The organism is Collimonas antrihumi, from assembly GCF_018304965.1.
Lineage (GTDB): Bacteria > Pseudomonadota > Gammaproteobacteria > Burkholderiales > Burkholderiaceae_D > Collimonas > Collimonas antrihumi.
Genome location: NZ_JAGQED010000006.1, coordinates 104,579 through 121,401, shown reverse-complemented (window position 1 = coordinate 121,401; position 16,823 = coordinate 104,579). Strand labels below are relative to the sequence as shown.

The following is a 16,823-nucleotide window of genomic DNA, read 5'->3' as shown; positions in this document are numbered from 1 at the left end:
TGATATGGCATTTGCAGCACCGGCTGGACATTCCCGCCGATGGCAGCCGCAAGCCTTCCAGGCGTGAAAATTGCATTTCCAACAAGCCAACACGGCCTTAAACTTACGCTGAAAGCTGTAGATGGACAATAAACGGGAAGAAATCCGCATCCGGGGTGCGCGCACGCATAACCTCAAGAATATCAATCTGGATTTACCGCGCAACAAACTGATCGTGATCACCGGCTTGTCCGGCTCCGGCAAATCGTCGCTGGCATTTGACACGCTGTATGCGGAAGGTCAGCGGCGCTATGTCGAATCGCTGTCTTCTTACGCCAGGCAATTCCTGCAGTTGATGGAAAAACCGGATGTCGACCTGATTGAAGGTTTGTCGCCGGCGATTTCGATCGAACAGAAAGCGACTTCGCATAATCCGCGCTCCACCGTTGGCACGGTGACCGAGATCCACGATTATCTGCGTTTGCTGTACGCACGTGTCGGCACGCCGTATTGCCCGGATCATCCGGAGAAGCCGCTGGCGGCGCAGTCGGTGTCGCAGATGGTGGATGCGGTGCTGGCAATGCCGGAAGATACCAAGCTGATGATCCTGGCGCCGGTGGTGGCGAATCGCAAGGGCGAGCATGTCGACCTGTTTGAGCAGATGCAGGCACATGGTTTTGTGCGCTTCCGCATTCAGAGCGGCACTGGTACTGCCAAGATTTATGAAGTCGACGATTTGCCCAAGCTGAAGAAAACCGAAAAGCACACCATCGATGTGGTGATCGATCGCTTGAAGGTAAAGGCAGACACCAAGCAACGGCTGGCTGAAAGTTTCGAAACCGCATTGCGCTTGGCTGAAGGCCGCGCGATTGCGTTGGAAATGGACAGCGGCGCCGAGCACGTGTATTCCAACAAATTCGCCTGCCCGACCTGCGGTTATTCACTGCAGGAGCTTGAGCCGCGTCTATTCTCTTTCAATAATCCGATGGGCGCCTGCCCGGAATGCGATGGCCTGGGCCACATCGAATTTTTCGATCCTAAGCGCATCGTCGCCTTCCCTAACCTGTCGCTGGCCAGCGGTGCCGTCAAGGGTTGGGACAGACGCAATCAGTTCTACTTCCAGATGCTGACCAACATCGCGGCGCACTATGATTTCGACATCGATGTGCCGTTCGAAAAGCTGCCGGAAAAATCCCAGCAAGCTGTGTTGTACGGCTCCGGCAAGGAAACCATTCCGTTCAGCTATGTCAATGAACGCGGCCGTACCGTGATCAAGGAACACACGTTTGAAGGCGTGGTCAACAATCTGCAGCGACGTTATCGCGAGACGGATTCGATGGCGGTCAAAGAAGAACTGGCCAAGTTCATCAACGAAAAAGAATGCCCGTCCTGCCACGGCGCGCGGTTGCGCGTCGAAGCGCGTTTCGTCAAGGTTGGCAACGGCAAACAGGAAAGAGCCATTTACGAAGTCGCGGCGACGCCGCTGCGCGAGACTTTATCGTTCTTCGAAAAGCTGAAACTGACCGGCGCCAAGAAAGAAATCGCTGACCGCATCATCAAGGAAATCGTTTCGCGCCTGACCTTCCTCAACAATGTGGGTCTCGATTACCTGTCGCTGGAACGCAGCGCCGATACCTTGTCCGGCGGCGAGGCGCAACGGATCCGGCTGGCTTCGCAAATCGGTTCTGGCCTGACCGGCGTCATGTACGTGCTGGATGAACCGTCGATCGGCTTGCATCAGCGCGATAACGATCGCCTGATCGAAACCTTGCGCCATCTGCGCGACATCGGCAATAGCGTGCTGGTGGTGGAGCACGATGAAGATGCAATCCGCACCGCCGACTATGTGGTCGACATGGGGCTGGGCGCGGGCGTGCATGGCGGCGAGGTGATTGCCGAAGGTACGCTGGAGCAGATTCTCAAGAGCAAAAAATCGCTGACGGCCAAATACCTGAACGGCACGCTGAAGATCGCGGTACCGGAAAAACGCACGCCGGCCGATCCTGATCGCCAGTTCATCATCACCGGCGCCACTGGCAACAACCTGAAGAATGTCACGATGAATTTGCCGGTCGGCTTGCTGACCTGCGTTACCGGCGTTTCCGGTTCGGGCAAATCGACGCTGGTCAACGATACGCTGTATCACGCCGCGGCGCGTCACCTGTACGGCTCGCAAGCAGAGCCGGCGGCGCATGAATCGATCGGCGGGCTGGAGCATTTCGACAAGGTGATCTCGGTCGACCAGGCGCCAATCGGACGCACGCCGCGTTCCAATCCGGCGACCTATACCGGCTTGTTTACACCGATCCGCGACTTGTTCTCTACCGTGCCGATGGCCAAGGAACGCGGCTATAACGCCGGGCGCTTCTCGTTCAACGTCAAGGGCGGCCGCTGCGAAGCCTGCCAGGGCGATGGCGTGATCAAGGTTGAAATGCACTTCCTGCCGGACGTGTATGTGCCATGCGATGTCTGCCACGGCAAGCGCTACAACCGCGAAACGCTGGAGGTGCAATACAAGGGTAAGAACATTACCGAAGTGCTGGCCATGACGGTGGAGGAAGCCTACGAATTCTTCAAGCCGGTGCCGATCATCGCGCGTAAATTGCATACGCTGCTGGATGTGGGCCTCGGCTATATCCGGCTCGGCCAAAGCGCAACCACCTTGTCGGGCGGCGAAGCGCAGCGGGTCAAGCTGTCGCTGGAACTGTCGAAACGCGACACCGGCCGCACCCTGTACATCCTGGATGAACCGACTACCGGCCTGCATTTCCATGACATCGACCTGCTGCTGAAAGTGATCCACCGCCTGCGTAACCAGGGCAATACCGTGGTCATCATCGAACATAACCTGGATGTCATCAAAACCGCCGACTGGCTGATCGACCTCGGGCCAGAAGGCGGCGCCGGCGGTGGCCGTATCATTGCTACCGGTACGCCGGAGCAGGTGGCGGCAAACTCGGCCAGTGTCACCGGTAAATATTTGGGGCCTTTACTGCAGAAAAATAAATAACCATTTCACAACGGCGGCCATCCGATCCGGGCGCAGCGGCGCTCGGGCTTGGTTTACCCCAATGGAATGCAATAAAATAATAAATGAAATAACGAGATAACCATGTCTACCAACACCACTCCGGCGCTGTCCGCAGCGCAAATCGCCGCCTTTGAAAAAGACGGTTATCTGATCTTGCCGCGTATGGTGCCGGCGGCGGATTGCGAGCTGATGATAGCCACTGCCAACGATCATCTGGCGCAGGCGGTGGCGCCGCTGGAATACGAAACCGAAGTCGGCTACGCCGGCGCGCCGAAATCGCTCGATAGCGTCGGCGGCCGCACTGCGCGGCGCCTGCGCAATGCCTATCAGCGACACGACAGCTATCGCGCCTGGGCTCGCAATCCGCAACTGGTGGCGATGCTGGAACTGCTGCTCGGCGAGCCGGTATGCCTGACTTTGTCGCATCACAATTGCGTGATGACCAAGCACCCGCATTTCGGCACCGCCACCGGCTGGCATCGCGATATCCGCTACTGGTCGTTCCCGCGCAACGAGTTGATTTCGGTCTGGCTTGCGCTCGATAGCGAGAACCAGAACAATGGCGGCCTGCGCTTTATTCCAGGCTCGCACCGCTTCGATATCAAGCCTGAACAAATGGACCAGCTGGATTTCCTGCGCCCGGAAGTCGCCGAAAACCAGGCTTTGTTTGCACAAGGAAAAGCGGTAGAACTGCAGCAAGGCGATGTGGTCTTTTTCCATAGCGGCTTGTTCCACGCAGCCGGCCGGAACAATACCGAAGCGGTCAAGGAATCGGTGGTATTTGCTTATCATGGACAAAGCAACCAGCCGGTGCCAGGCAGCCGCTCTGCCGCCTCGGAAGATATTCTACTGAGCCATTGAAGCCAGGTGCAAACGGCGCGTGCGCGCCAAGGTTTCCGATTTCCGCTTTTGCAGCCAGATGGCGATTCCGGTAATCATGAACAAGAGCGGCAGCAAACCCAGGAATGCGACCAGTATTTTGCCCGGCAAACCCAGTATCTGACCGGTATGCAAGCCGTACTGCACGCCCATGAAGGCATCGCCGGCGGAACCTTTTAATGGATCCAGCGCGCGCAGCACATGGCCGTCTGCAGCGTCGATAAATACCCGCACACTGCCGCCGTCCTGGATGTCATCCGGCTGGCGCAAACGGACTTGATAAACGCCGTGTTTCTCGTCACGCGCGATACGCGCCGGAGTGGCCAGCGGCAGGGTTGCCTGTGCTGCTGCCAACGCTTGCTGCCAGTTGATTTGCGACTTTCCTTCAGCACTCGAACCCTTGGGCGGCGGCGTCAGCGCCGACAGGCTGGATATCAATGGACGGGCGACGTCCGGCAAATTCATTACAGCACCTGTAAACGCCGTTATCACCAGTAATATTCCAGCAACCAGGCCTACCGTGCGATGCAAGTCGTACATCAGGCGAAAACTGCCGGCGCCGCGTTTGATCGACAATGCTTTTCTCCAGCCATTGCGATGCTTGGGCCAGGCCAATGCGAAGCCGATCAATAGCGTCGCTACCCACAACAAACCGAGACTGCCGGAGATGATGGCGCCGGGCTTGTCCAGCAACAGATAGCGATGCAAGCGGAATAGAAACGGCATCAGGTTTTGCGGCGCCAGGCTGACCGCTTTGGTGTTGCGTTCGCCGACTACGGTAGCGGTGACCGGATCGATAAATACCGTATCCACTGGCAGCTCGTCGTTCGGTTTGCGTGGACGCAATTTAACCTGGAGCGGCGCATTGGCGTCCTGCTCCATGGCAAAAAAAGCCAGCCGCGCGTGCGGATAGTCGTGCTCAACCCGGGCCGCCAGGGCATCGATGGGTTGCTTGCTGCCGGTCGAGGCGAGATGATAGAACTGCGGATTAAGCCAGGCGTCGATGTCATCGTTAAACGCCAGCGCTGCGCCAGTCAGGCCCGCCATGACAAGGAACAAGGACAGCAACAAACCGCTGTAACGATGTAACTTCACCAACCAGTGACGCATTGTTTTTTTCACAATCAAACTCGCTTGCATCTTGCATAAAGCGAGTATTGTAAATGTCTATTGAATGAGAATGGGTATTATTCTCAAAAATCTTCGTCGCTATGATGACTGGTGCCGGCGCTAGTCCACGCTTGCAGCAAACGCCCTTCGGCGCGGGAGATAGCATCCGCGGCGCCACGCAAAACGACAATGTCCCCTGCCTGCAGCACTGCCTCCGGTGTGATGGCAATACCACTGCGGCCGCGCCGCAAAGCTGTGATCTCAGCGCCCATTTCAGGCAAGCCCAGCCAGGCCAGCGAGCGGCCGATGGCGCGCGCGCCTGGCGGCAACGCCACTGAATGCAAGCGCACTTGCAAATGATCGGCGGCATCCGGTGCATCATCGATGCCGTGGAAAAATCCGCGCAAGGTGGCATAGCGCTCATCACGCGTAGCCTGCACCCGGTGCACCACGCGACGCAAAGGCACTCCCAGCATGACCAGCGCATGCGAGGCCAGCATCAAGCTGCCCTCCATGGCTTCCGGCACCACTTCGGTAGCGCCAGCGGCACGCAACTGGTCGAGATCGGTATCGTCGTAGCTGCGCACGATCACCGGCAGCGTTGGCGCCAGTTCGCTGACATGGTGCAGCACTTTCAGGGCGGATGGCGTGCTGGCATAGGTGATCACCAGGGCGGCGGCGCGATGCACGCCAGCTGCCACCAGGCTCTCGCGGCGCGAGGCGTCGCCATAGGAAACCTGGGCGCCGGCTGCGCGGGCGTCGCGCACGCGGTCCGGATCGAGATCCAGCGCGTGATAATCGATACCCTCTTCCTTCAACAGCTTGGCCAGGCTTTGGCCGCTGCGGCCGAAGCCGGCAATGATCACATGCTTCTTGGTCGCCATCGTGCGCGCTGCAATCTGGGTCAAGGCCAGCGACTGCATCATCCATTCGGTAGAAGACAGTTTCATCACAATCGCGTCCGATTTGGCCAGGATGAACGGAGCCGCCAGCATCGACAGCACCATGGATGCCAGGATCAATTGGATCAGCAAAGGATCGATCAGTTGCAGACCACCAGCCTGATTCAGCAACACGAAGCCGAACTCCCCTGCCTGCGCCAGCGCCAATCCGGTACGCAGCGCTACGCCGGTGGAAGAGCGAAAAATTTTTGCCAATAGGGTGATCAATACGAACTTGAGGAACACCGGGCCTATCAGCAACAGCAATACCAGCCACCAGTGCTCCATCACCAGGCGCATATTCAGCAACATGCCGACAGTGATGAAGAACAAACCCAGCAAGACATCGCGAAACGATTTGATGTCCTCTTCGACCTGATGCTTGTATTCGGTTTCGGAAATCAGCATGCCGGCAATAAATGCGCCCAGCGCCAGCGACAAACCGGCGCGTTCGGTAATCCATGCGGACGCCAGCGTGATCAACAGCAGATTCAGCATGAACAACTCTTGCGAGCGGCGCCGCACCACGATCTGGAACCAGCGCCGCATCAGTTTCTGGCCGAAGAATAGCAGCAGCGCCAGCAGCAGCACCGCCTTGCCGCTAGCCCAGGCCAGCGTCGCCAGCAAGTTGCCGGAATGCTCGCTGAGCGCCGGCACGATAATCAGCAACGGCACCAGTGCCAGGTCTTGAAACAGCAGAATGCCGATGATGCGGCGTCCATGCTCGGTTTCCAGCTCCATTCGCTCCGTCAGCAACTTGGAGACGATGGCGGTGGATGACATGGTTAGCGCGCCGCCCAGGGCGAACGCCGCCTGCCAGCTGATATTGGTGAATTGCGGCAGGACGATCGCCATCATCCAGGCGAAAAGCATGGTGGCGCCAATGGTCAGCAGCACCTGCGCCATGCCCAGTCCGAACACGATATGCCGCATTGCCGTCAATTTCGGCAGCGAAAACTCGAGTCCGATCGAAAACATCAGGAACACCACGCCAAATTCAGCCAAGGCGTGGGTGGTGGCGTTATCTTCAGCAAAACCCAGCGCATGCGGGCCGATCAGGATGCCCACCACCAGATAGCCCAGCATGGGTGGCAAATGGAAGCTGCGAAAAGCCACCACCCCCAGTACGGCGGAGCCGAGCAACAAGATTGTCAGTTCAAGTCCGGAAAGCATTATTGGCAATCAATTAATTCAATATCAACATTATGTTGCGGCAACGCTAATTTGCGAAGGGTCGAAGACAGATTAATTGAAGCCGATGAAGACTGGCAAGTTTTTTGCTTTAGGATTTCGTTTATACTTTCGGGATGAGTCTACCCGATACCAAAATTTTGCCCCAATCCCTGTCCAAGTCATTCGATGCCGGCCGTGCGCTGGAGCTTGCCCGCGGCACTCTGCAAATCGAAGCCGATGCCATTATTGCATTGAAAAACAGGATCTCCGACAACGTCAGCGATCCCTTCGCCCAAGCGATTGCCTTGCTGCTCAACTGCAACGGCCGGGTGGTCGTATCCGGCATCGGAAAATCCGGCCACATCGCCCGCAAGATCGCCGCCACGCTGGCCTCTACCGGCACGCCGGCACTGTTCATCCATCCGGCTGAAGCGGCGCATGGCGACCTCGGCATGGTGACTGAGGACGATGCGTTCATCGCCATCTCCAATTCGGGCGAAACCGCCGAACTGATGGCAATTGTGCCGATTATCAAACGCATGGGCGCCAGCCTGATCGCGATGACCGGCAATGACGGCTCGGCATTGGCGCAGCTCGCCAACGTGCACCTGAATGTCAAGGTGGACCAGGAAGCCTGTCCTTTGAATCTGGCCCCCACCGCCAGCACCACCGCTACCTTGGCGATGGGCGATGCCTTGGCGGTAGCGCTGCTGGATGCGCGTGGCTTCCGCGAGGAAGATTTCGCCCGCTCCCATCCTGGCGGCGCACTCGGACGCCGTCTGCTGACCCATGTACGTGACGTCATGCGCAGCGGCGAAGCAATCCCGGCGGTGACTGCGGATGTATCGCTGTCGATGGCGTTGCTTGAGATCACCCGAAAGGGGATCGCCATGACCGCCGTGGTGGACGAACATTTCCATGCCATCGGCGTGTTTACCGATGGCGATCTGCGGCGCCTGATCGAGCAGGTGCAAGACTTCACCAAACTGACGATTGCCGATGTGATGCACGCCAATCCGCGCACCATCGGCCCCGATCAGCTGGCGGTCGACGCGGTGCATATGATGGAGCAGTTCCGCATCAATCAACTGCTGGTAAGCGATGCCACCGGCAAGCTGGTCGGCGCGCTGCATATCCATGACCTGACCCGTGCCAAGGTGATCTGATGACGACCCTGGCTAACCATGGCGACACGGCCGATCTGACAGCGCGTGCCGCGCGGGTCCGCCTGATGATTTTCGATGTCGACGGCATCCTGACCGACGGCGGCCTGATGTACGGCGCCGACGGCGAACAACTCAAACGCTTTAACGTGCTCGATGGGCATGGCATCAAACAGCTGCAGCAAAGCGGCGTCGCCACTGCGATCATCAGCGCACGCCAGTCGGCGATTGTGAGCCGTCGCGCCAGCGACCTCGGCATCGCCCATGTGCATCAAGGCGTACATGACAAGCATGCGGCTTTTATCGCATTGCTGGCGCACCTGCAACTGACGCCGGACGCATGCGGATTCATCGGCGACGATGTGATCGACCTGCCGATCCTGTCGCAAGTCGGTTTTGCCGCCAGCGTGCCGAACGGCCATCCGGATGTCAGAAGTCGCGTACACTACGTCACCCAGGCCGGCGGCGGCCACGGTGCGGCACGCGAAATCTGCGACCTGATCATGCGTGCGCAAAATACCTATGACGGCGCATTGGCATCGTATCTGCGCGCTACTCTGCGTGCAACTCCGCCAGGGCCAGGTAAAGCATGAAAAATCTGCGCACCGCTTATCGCTTTCGCTTCCTGCTGTTGCTGATATTGTTCATCTTGCTGGCGCTCGGCAGTTTCTGGCTGGTGCAGGTGATGAACAAACATACAGAGGATTCGCTGCCCAAGGCGGCGCGCACCGAGCCGGATTACTTTGTCGAGCATTTCAACTACGTGCAAATGTCACCCAGCGGACTGCCGCGCTACAACATCTCCGGTGATCGGCTGACGCACAATCCGGCGGACGATTCGTTTGACGTTCAAAAGCCGCTGATCCATAGCCTGGACAAAGAAAAGCCGCCGATGAACCTGCGCGCGAACCGCGGCAAGATTGAAGACAACAATAGCAAGGTGCATTTATACGGCGACGTTAATGCGGATCGGCCGAAGACGCCGAAGGCAGATAATTTTCACCTGAAATCCGAGTATCTGCTGTTATTGCCAGACGACGATGTCATGCAATCAGACAAACCGGTGGAACTCACGCTGGGGCAATCGATACTGCACGGTACCGGCATGGATTTCAACAATTCCACGCGTGTACTGAAACTGTTCAGCAAGGTGCATGGCGTCTTTCCGCCGACACCGCGTTGAGCGACGACGATCATATGCACCCTTTGCAACTCATTGCGATCCATCGCAATCATCACAACCAATTTTATGCATACAGCTCTATCCTTTACCCAGGATTTTTCATGAAACGAATCTTTTTCATATCTCTGCTATTACTCGGCATCAGCATCGGCGCCACAGGTGTGGCGCATGCGGAAAAAGCAGACTCCGAGAAACCCACACTGATCGATTCCGACCAGCTTACTTATGACGACGTCAAGCAAGTCAACGTCGCCACCGGTAACGTGGTCCTGACGCGCGGCACGCTGCTGATGAAAGCCGATCGCGTGGTGGTGACCACCGATCCGTCGGGCTATCAATACGCCACCTTATATGCGGATGCAGGCAAGCTGGCGACGTTCCGTCAAAAGCGCGACGGCGGTCCGGACCTGTGGATCGACGGCCATGCCGAACGCATTGAATACGACGGCAAGACCGAAGTCACCAAGCTGTTTTCGAAGGCGCAAATGCGCCGCCTGCAAGGCGACAAGCCGACTGACGAAGTGAACGGCGAATTCATTTCCTACGACAGCCGCACTGAATTCTATTCAGTCAACAATACGGTCAACGGCACCAGCCAGTCTGGCGCCGGACGCATACGCGCAGTGATCCAGCCACGTCCGAAGGCGACACCATGAACGCGCCTAGCACCCTGATCGCTAAAGGTCTGCAAAAAAGTTATGGCGCGCGCCAGGTAGTGCATGACGTGTCGCTGGAAGTCCGTTGCGGCGAAGTGGTCGGCCTGCTGGGGCCTAACGGCGCCGGCAAAACCACTTCCTTCTACATGATCGTCGGCCTGGTGCCATCGGATGGCGGCGAGATCGATCTGGACGGCGTCGACATCTCACGTCTGCCGATCCATCGGCGCGCAGTGCTTGGCCTGTCGTACCTGCCGCAGGAAGCATCGGTGTTTCGCAAGCTGACGGTAGAAGACAATATCCGCGCCGTACTGGAGTTGCAGCGCCCTAATGGCAAGGCGCTCACCAAGGCCGAGATCGACGAACAGTTGCGTAAACTGCTGCACGAATTGCAAATCGAAAAACTGCGTGAAAGCCAGGCCTTGTCGCTCTCCGGCGGTGAACGCCGGCGTGTCGAAATTGCCCGCGCACTGGCCACCAATCCGCGCTTCGTTTTGCTGGATGAACCGTTTGCCGGGATCGACCCGATTGCCGTGATCGAGATCCAGCGTATCGTCCGCTTCCTCAAGGAACGCGGCATCGGTGTGCTGATTACCGACCACAATGTGCGCGAAACATTGGGCATTTGCGATCGCGCCTACATCATCAATCAAGGTAGCGTGCTGGCCAGCGGCAGTCCGGACGACATCATCGCCGACGAGTCGGTGCGGCGCGTGTATCTGGGCGAGCATTTCCGCATGTAGCTTCACGAACATGAGAACGATGTAATTGCAGGCAGCGTAATTCGCCGCAGCACGGCGGCGCTTAAACTCCTTACAACAAACAATAGAAGTGAATTGTCCGCACGGTAGCCATGAAACAATCACTCCAGCTTCGCACTTCCCAGCATCTTGCGCTGACGCCTCAATTGCAACAGTCGATACGACTGTTGCAACTGTCTACGCTCGAACTGCATCAGGAACTGGAACAGATCTTGTCGGACAATCCGCTGTTGGAGAGGGTCGACGACCCGCTCGATAATTCCGTACGCTTGCTGGCGGATGGCGCTATCAGCGGTAGTACCTCAACCATGGACGCGCCGGTCGGCGATAGTGAAGTCAGCAGCTCGCCCAGCGAAAGCGAAGCCAGTCTAGATACGCCGCCGGCAGCGGATGGCAGCCCCGAAAACGGTGATAACGGCGATAGCGAATGGAGTTTTGACGATATCGCACGCAGTTCGAAAACCTCGGACGACGAGGATGCGCGGCCGCAACTGGAAGCCCACGAATTGACGTTGCGTGAACATCTGCTGCAGCAAATGCGCGAAACGCTACACGATATACGCGATCGGGCATTGGTCGAACTGACCATCGACGCGCTGGACGATAACGGCTACCTGGAAGAATCGCTGGAAGAAATTCTGGAGCGCCTGCCGCCAGAGCTGGAGATCGCTATCGAAGAGTTATCGATGGCGTTGAAAATGGTGCAAAGTTTCGACCCGGCAGGCGTCGGCGCGCGTAACGCTTCGGAATGCCTGAGCTTGCAGATCAAGCGTTTTATCAAAGTGCCATTTGTCACGCGCCGCCTGGCATTGGCGATTGTGCAAGATCACCTGATGCTTTTTGCGCAACGTGATTTCAATAAAATCAAGAAAGCGCTCGATTGCGACGACGAAGATCTGCGTGAAGCGCAGGCCGTCATCAAGCAGTGCAATCCGCACCCCGGTGCGCCCTTCGCCGCCAACACTTCAGATTACGTGGTGCCGGATGTGATCGTCAGGCGCAGCAAGCAAGGCTGGCAGGTGATGCTGAATAATGACGTCATGCCAAGGTTGAGGGTAAATGTCCTGTATGCCAACATTCTGAAGCAAAGCAAGGGCGACGGCGCCCTCACGTCCCAGCTGCAGGAAGCCAAATGGCTGATCAAGAATATGCGTCAACGCTTCGACACCATCTTGCGCGTTGCACAAGCAATAGTGGAGCGCCAGAAGAACTTCTTCTCTCACGGGGCGGTCGCAATGAGGCCGCTTGTGTTGCGTGAAATAGCTGATACACTGGGACTACACGAGAGTACTATTTCTCGTGTAACCACACAAAAATACATGCTCACTCCCCACGGGATGTTTGAACTGAAGTATTTTTTCGGCAGCCATGTTGCTACTGAGGCCGGTGGAGAGGCTTCCTCAACAGCAATCAGGGCGCTCATTAAGCAACTGATAGGAGCGGAAGATTCAAAAAGTCCTTTCTCTGACAGCAAGATTGCCGACATGCTTGCGGAACAAGGTATGGTGGTCGCCCGCCGCACCGTCGCAAAGTACCGCGAAGCACTGAAAATTCCGTCTGTTAATCTGCGCAAGGCCTTGTAGTTTTTTTTCTGGTTTGATTGTAAAGCTTACCCTTGCTGTGTTTGGATCAAGCGGTTTTCATTGGGTTTTCATTGATTCTTGCCAGGACAGTTGCTCTTGAACCGTCCACCTAAAGATTCAGCCTATTCTGTTCCGGACCGCCAGCAATATTCTTGATAGGAGCGCTGTATGAACTTCACCATCAGTGGGCATCACCTCGAATTAACCCCTGCCATTCGCGAATATGTACAAAGCAAACTAGAGCGTATCAAACGCCACTTCGACCAGGTCATCGATATCAGTGTGATTCTGACCGTCGACAAAATTACTGAAAAAGAAAAGCGCCAAAAAGCGGAAATCAATCTGCGCGTAAAAGGAAAAGATTTGCATGCCGAGAGTATTGCTCACGATCTTTATGCCGCCATCGATGCCCTGATCGACAAGCTCGATCGCCAGGTGATCAAATACAAGGACAAGATGCAGGACCATCAGCACGATGCTATCAAGCATCTGCCGGAAGAACTCCCCGCCGCGACCTGAACCGGTCGCCGAGCCGCGCGAGCTGATTAGCTCGCGCCAATAAATGAACAAGGGCGCAGTCAATGCGCCCTTTGTTATTGGTAAGCTTGATTATTGGTAAATCATATTATTGATTTTGAAATGCGCTTATTTGAGTGCGCCAAACACCTTGCCGATAATCGCGCTGCCCGCACCGACAGGATCCTGGCGAATCGCCTTTTCCTCTTCACCGATGATCGTGTATAAGCCATCCAGCGCGCGTTGGGTAACGTAGCCTTCCACGGTGCTTTGCTCAGCCGGCACCATGCCTGTTTTACCGACTTGTCCCATGACCGAGTTATATTGCGCCGACAGGCCGTTGCGGTCGGTCACGCCTTTGACGATAGGCAGGAATTTCTGCCCCAATTGCGCCGAAGTCTTTTGTTTGAAAAAATCGGTGACCGCAGTATCGCCGCCGGTCAGGATATTTTTTGCATCTGTCACCGACATCGTTTTGACCGCATTCAGCAGCAATGGCTTGGCCAACGGTACCGCCTGTTCCGCCGCATGATTCATCGACACCACCAGATCGTCCAGTTTCTGTCCCTGGCCAGTCATCCTCAACAGAGGCATGGCTTTATCGAGCACACCGGGCAAACCGATCTTGACCTTGTCATTATTCAGGAAACCATTCTCGACGCCTAGCTTGGACACGGCAACATCCGCGCCTTTTTGCAACGCAGCTTTCAAGCCGCTGCTGGCGTCCTGGTTACTCAGGTCGCCTATCGATAAAGCTAGCGCGGCAGAAGCCGTCACTGCCAGAGTCAAAGTCAGTGCTGTTTGGTATGCGCGGCGCATAATTGATCCTCGTGAAGTTAAATGGACAACGGTCAAGTTTAACCTGATATATTGCAATTAAATTAATACGCTAAAAACGGCTTTGGTGCACGAATGTCAAAGATGCCCTTCATCCACCAGAAACAAACGCCTGTGTTCACGTATTGCATAGCGGTCGGTCATACCGGCGATGTAATCGGCAATCGCGCGCGCTTGCTGCTGCGTCCCGGTCTGGCCGAGCTGATAGTCGGGTGGCAGCAGACTCGGCTCGGCGCTGAAACATGCATACAATTCCGCAACGATGCGGCGCGCCTTGGCGGTCATCCGGTTGACCAGATAATGGCGGTACAGGTTTTCGCGCAAAAAGCGTTTCAGCAAGGCGGCCTGTTGCGCCATGCCATCGGAAAATGCGATCAAGGGTGGCGCATTACGCACATCGTCGACGCTCTGCAGGCGCGCATCCAGGATGCGTTGCTGCGATGTCCGGATCAGGTCGGTGATCAAGGCATTGATCATGCGCCGCACCGTTTCATTGATGGCACGGCGCCCGCTCAGCCCCGGAAACAGCAACTCGACCTGGCGGCTGTGCGTGGCATAGAACTCAATCTGGTTCATCTGCTCCAGCGTCAGCAAGCCTGAACGCAAACCGTCGTCGACATCATGGTTGTTATAAGCAATCTCATCTGCCAGATTGGCGACTTGCGCTTCCAGCGTCGGCTGCTTGCGCAGGATGAAGCGCTCACCGATATCGCCTAGTTTCTTGGCATTGGCCAGAGAACAATGCTTCAGGATACCCTCGCGGGTTTCGAACATCAGGTTCAAGCCGTCAAAAGCGCCGTAGCGCTGTTCCAGCTGGTCGACCACGCGCAGGCTTTGCAAATTGTGCTCGAAGCCACCGTGGCCTTCCATGCAGTCATTCAAGGCATCCTGGCCGGCATGGCCGAATGGCGTGTGCCCCAGGTCGTGGGCCAGTGAAATGGCTTCCACCAGGTCTTCGTTCAGCTGCAGGTTGCGCGCAATCGAACGGGCGATTTGCGCTACTTCGATGCTGTGCGTCAGACGCGTGCGGAACAGATCGCCCTCGTGATTGACGAATACCTGAGTCTTGTATTCCAGCCGGCGGAATGCGGTGCAGTGAATGATACGGTCACGGTCGCGCTGGAACTCGCTGCGCGCACTGGGTGGCGCTTCCTCGAACAAACGTCCTCGCGACAACGCAGAATGTGCGGCATAGGGTGCGAGGGACGTTTCCTGGGTCATTGTGGCATGTCTCCGGAAGCTAGTTGCTGAAGTGTCGCCAGCAAGGCCTCTTGCGGCGCGGTGGTGATCAGATGGCCACCTAAAGGTTTCATCAAGATAAACTTGATCTGGCCGTCTTCGTTCTTCTTATCGATCTGCATCAGTTCCAGCCAGCGCTGGGCACCAAGATTGGGCGCCTCGGTCGGCAAACCGGCGGCGCGCACCAGCGCGCAAACCCGTTCCTTGTCAATGGCGCTGATATGCCCCAATCGATGCGACAGATCCGCCGCCATCACCATGCCGCAACCGACCGCTTCGCCATGCAGCCATTTACCGTAACCCAGGCCGGATTCGATCGCGTGGCCGAAGGTGTGGCCGAAATTCAGGATGGCGCGCAAACCGCCCTCGCGCTCGTCCTGCCTGACGACGTCAGCTTTCAGCTCGCAGGAACGGCGGATGGCATAAGCCAAGGCGACGTTATCGCGCGCCATCAGCGCGTCGATGTTGTCCTCTATCCATTTGAAAAATGCGGCGTCGATCACGGCGCCGTATTTAATCACCTCTGCCAGCCCCGCCGACAGTTCGCGCTCCGGCAGGGTATGCAAGGTCATGGTATCGGCGATCACAGCTTGCGGCTGATAGAAAGCGCCGATCATGTTCTTGCCCAAGGGATGATTGATGCCGGTTTTCCCACCCACCGAAGAATCGACCTGTGCCAGCAGGGTAGTCGGGATTTGCACGAATGGCACACCGCGCATGTAGGCCGAAGCAGCGAAACCGGTGAGATCGCCGATCACCCCGCCGCCCAAGGCGATCAGGGTAGTCTTGCGATCGCATTTCGCGCTCAGCAGGCGATCGAAGATCTGCATCAGGCTAGCCCAGTTCTTTTCTTCTTCGCCGTCCGGCAATACGATTTCCAGTACGCTCTTGCCGGCATCTTTCAACGCCTGGCTAAAACCTTGCAGATACAAGGGCGCGACGGTGGTGTTGGTCACCACGGCAACCTGCTTGCCGGTGATCAGGCGGGCGATGCGCTCGCGGTCGGTCAACAGCGACGGCCCGATCTCGATCGGATAGCTGCGCTCACCCAGTTCTACCTGGAGTGTGATGGTCGGCGCTGAGGCCGGGAGGGTCGACGGCTGATTCATAGAAAAATTTGATGAAGTAGGGACGCTGCCGCCTGCCTGGCTCATTGTGCCGGCTTGCGACTCTTGTTCTTGCTCAAGCTCGTCTGGCAACTGGTTTGGCAACAATTCCAGCTGGCTTAAAATGCTGTGTACCAGGAATTGTACGTTAGGTCGGCCGGTGTCGATGACAATGTCGGCCACGTCGCGATAATAAGGCTCTCTCTGCCGCGACAGCTCTTCCAGGCGTCGGCGCGGATCGGCGGTTTGCAGCAGCGGCCGGTTTTTATCGCGGCTGGTACGTTGCAGGATGTTATGAATGCTGGCACGCAGGTAAATCACAGTGCCGCGGCTTTTAAGATATTCGCGATTTTCAGGCCGCATGACGGCGCCGCCGCCAGTGGCCAGCACGATGCCGCGCCGGCCGCTCAGGTCACGTATCACCTCCGTCTCGCGCTGACGGAAGCTCTCTTCGCCTTCTATTTCGAAAATCAACGGAATCGAGACGCCGGTACGCGCCTCGATTTCGTGATCCGAATCGATGAATAGCTTGTTGAGTTTTTTTGCCAGGGCACGGCCAACCGTAGTCTTGCCCGCGCCCATCAGGCCTACCAGAAAGATATTGCCTGTGTACCGCACCATTTCACCACTCAACCTTTTGCTCAAAATGCAGACACCGGCGTCTAA

At 56.9% G+C, this 16,823-nt stretch carries 14 protein-coding genes; 9 read left to right on the top strand and 5 right to left on the bottom strand.

Annotated elements, in window-relative coordinates; all coding sequences use genetic code 11:
* The first annotated feature begins 121 nt into the window (after positions 1-121).
* Together uvrA and KHU29_RS08030 are read left to right on the top strand one after the other, a co-directional pair.
* On the top strand, positions 122-2,989 hold the full coding sequence (gene uvrA, locus KHU29_RS08035) for an excinuclease ABC subunit UvrA (protein ID WP_211452286.1): 2,868 nt from the start codon (positions 122-124) through the stop codon (positions 2,987-2,989).
* Between the two features lie 102 nt (positions 2,990-3,091).
* Complete coding sequence (locus KHU29_RS08030) at positions 3,092-3,871, top strand: phytanoyl-CoA dioxygenase family protein (protein ID WP_211452285.1); 780 nt, start codon at positions 3,092-3,094, stop codon at positions 3,869-3,871.
* On the opposite strand, the gene KHU29_RS08025 is transcribed toward KHU29_RS08030, so the two are convergent.
* Together KHU29_RS08025 and KHU29_RS08020 are read right to left on the bottom strand one after the other, a co-directional pair.
* On the bottom strand, positions 3,857-5,011 hold the full coding sequence (locus KHU29_RS08025; RefSeq protein WP_211452284.1) for a PepSY-associated TM helix domain-containing protein: 1,155 nt from the start codon (positions 5,009-5,011) through the stop codon (positions 3,857-3,859). The genes KHU29_RS08030 and KHU29_RS08025 overlap by 15 nt on opposite strands.
* Before the next feature lie 71 nt (positions 5,012-5,082).
* On the bottom strand, positions 5,083-7,113 hold the full coding sequence (locus KHU29_RS08020; protein ID WP_211452283.1) for a monovalent cation:proton antiporter family protein: 2,031 nt from the start codon (positions 7,111-7,113) through the stop codon (positions 5,083-5,085).
* Between the two features lie 134 nt (positions 7,114-7,247).
* Here KHU29_RS08020 and KHU29_RS08015 point away from each other — a divergent pair, with 134 nt between their 5' ends.
* The 7 genes from KHU29_RS08015 (at position 7,248) to hpf (ending at position 12,978) form a co-directional block, all read left to right on the top strand.
* The gene (locus KHU29_RS08015; protein ID WP_211452282.1) at positions 7,248-8,279 is read left to right on the top strand and encodes a KpsF/GutQ family sugar-phosphate isomerase; all 1,032 of its coding nucleotides are present in this window, start codon (positions 7,248-7,250) and stop codon (positions 8,277-8,279) included.
* Positions 8,279-8,869 (top strand): KdsC family phosphatase, encoded by a 591-nt coding sequence (locus tag KHU29_RS08010; RefSeq protein ID WP_211452281.1) that lies wholly within the window; start codon positions 8,279-8,281, stop codon positions 8,867-8,869. Before KHU29_RS08015 ends, KHU29_RS08010 begins: the two co-directional genes overlap by 1 nt.
* Positions 8,866-9,459, top strand: coding sequence for an LPS export ABC transporter periplasmic protein LptC (gene lptC, locus KHU29_RS08005; protein ID WP_211452280.1), 594 nt, complete (start codon positions 8,866-8,868; stop codon positions 9,457-9,459). The genes KHU29_RS08010 and lptC overlap by 4 nt, the downstream gene beginning before the upstream one ends.
* Positions 9,460-9,560: 101 nt before the next feature.
* Positions 9,561-10,115, top strand: a complete 555-nt coding sequence (gene lptA, locus KHU29_RS08000) for a lipopolysaccharide transport periplasmic protein LptA (RefSeq protein ID WP_211452279.1) — start codon at positions 9,561-9,563, stop codon at positions 10,113-10,115.
* On the top strand, positions 10,112-10,858 hold the full coding sequence (lptB, locus tag KHU29_RS07995) for an LPS export ABC transporter ATP-binding protein (RefSeq protein WP_211452278.1): 747 nt from the start codon (positions 10,112-10,114) through the stop codon (positions 10,856-10,858). Before lptA ends, lptB begins: the two co-directional genes overlap by 4 nt.
* Positions 10,859-10,968: 110 nt before the next feature.
* A complete protein-coding gene (locus KHU29_RS07990) occupies positions 10,969-12,459 on the top strand; it encodes an RNA polymerase factor sigma-54 (RefSeq protein WP_211452277.1) in 1,491 nt (496 codons plus the stop codon).
* A gap of 168 nt (positions 12,460-12,627) precedes the next feature.
* Positions 12,628-12,978 (top strand): ribosome hibernation-promoting factor, HPF/YfiA family, encoded by a 351-nt coding sequence (gene hpf, locus KHU29_RS07985; protein ID WP_061532045.1) that lies wholly within the window; start codon positions 12,628-12,630, stop codon positions 12,976-12,978.
* Between the two features lie 126 nt (positions 12,979-13,104).
* Here hpf and KHU29_RS07980 read toward each other — a convergent pair whose 3' ends face one another.
* From KHU29_RS07980 to aroKB, 3 genes are all read right to left on the bottom strand, one after another.
* On the bottom strand, positions 13,105-13,794 hold the full coding sequence (locus tag KHU29_RS07980) for a DUF4197 domain-containing protein (protein WP_211452276.1): 690 nt from the start codon (positions 13,792-13,794) through the stop codon (positions 13,105-13,107).
* A 96-nt stretch (positions 13,795-13,890) separates the two neighbouring features.
* The gene (locus tag KHU29_RS07975) at positions 13,891-15,033 is read right to left on the bottom strand and encodes a deoxyguanosinetriphosphate triphosphohydrolase (RefSeq protein ID WP_211452275.1); all 1,143 of its coding nucleotides are present in this window, start codon (positions 15,031-15,033) and stop codon (positions 13,891-13,893) included.
* The gene (aroKB, locus tag KHU29_RS07970; RefSeq protein ID WP_211452274.1) at positions 15,030-16,778 is read right to left on the bottom strand and encodes a bifunctional shikimate kinase/3-dehydroquinate synthase AroKB; all 1,749 of its coding nucleotides are present in this window, start codon (positions 16,776-16,778) and stop codon (positions 15,030-15,032) included. Before aroKB ends, KHU29_RS07975 begins: the two co-directional genes overlap by 4 nt.
* Positions 16,779-16,823: the final 45 nt, after the last annotated feature.

Coding starts and splice junctions, on each gene's coding strand:
- uvrA (WP_211452286.1), top strand. CDS start 122: ATGGACAATAAACGGGAAGAAATCCGCATCCGGGGTGCGCGCACGCAT.
- KHU29_RS08030 (WP_211452285.1), top strand. CDS start 3,092: ATGTCTACCAACACCACTCCGGCGCTGTCCGCAGCGCAAATCGCCGCC.
- KHU29_RS08020 (WP_211452283.1), bottom strand. CDS start 7,113: ATGCTTTCCGGACTTGAACTGACAATCTTGTTGCTCGGCTCCGCCGTA.
- KHU29_RS08015 (WP_211452282.1), top strand. CDS start 7,248: ATGAGTCTACCCGATACCAAAATTTTGCCCCAATCCCTGTCCAAGTCA.
- KHU29_RS08010 (WP_211452281.1), top strand. CDS start 8,279: ATGACGACCCTGGCTAACCATGGCGACACGGCCGATCTGACAGCGCGT.
- lptC (WP_211452280.1), top strand. CDS start 8,866: ATGAAAAATCTGCGCACCGCTTATCGCTTTCGCTTCCTGCTGTTGCTG.
- lptA (WP_211452279.1), top strand. CDS start 9,561: ATGAAACGAATCTTTTTCATATCTCTGCTATTACTCGGCATCAGCATC.
- lptB (WP_211452278.1), top strand. CDS start 10,112: ATGAACGCGCCTAGCACCCTGATCGCTAAAGGTCTGCAAAAAAGTTAT.
- KHU29_RS07990 (WP_211452277.1), top strand. CDS start 10,969: ATGAAACAATCACTCCAGCTTCGCACTTCCCAGCATCTTGCGCTGACG.
- hpf (WP_061532045.1), top strand. CDS start 12,628: ATGAACTTCACCATCAGTGGGCATCACCTCGAATTAACCCCTGCCATT.
- KHU29_RS07980 (WP_211452276.1), bottom strand. CDS start 13,794: ATGCGCCGCGCATACCAAACAGCACTGACTTTGACTCTGGCAGTGACG.
- KHU29_RS07975 (WP_211452275.1), bottom strand. CDS start 15,033: ATGACCCAGGAAACGTCCCTCGCACCCTATGCCGCACATTCTGCGTTG.
- aroKB (WP_211452274.1), bottom strand. CDS start 16,778: ATGGTGCGGTACACAGGCAATATCTTTCTGGTAGGCCTGATGGGCGCG.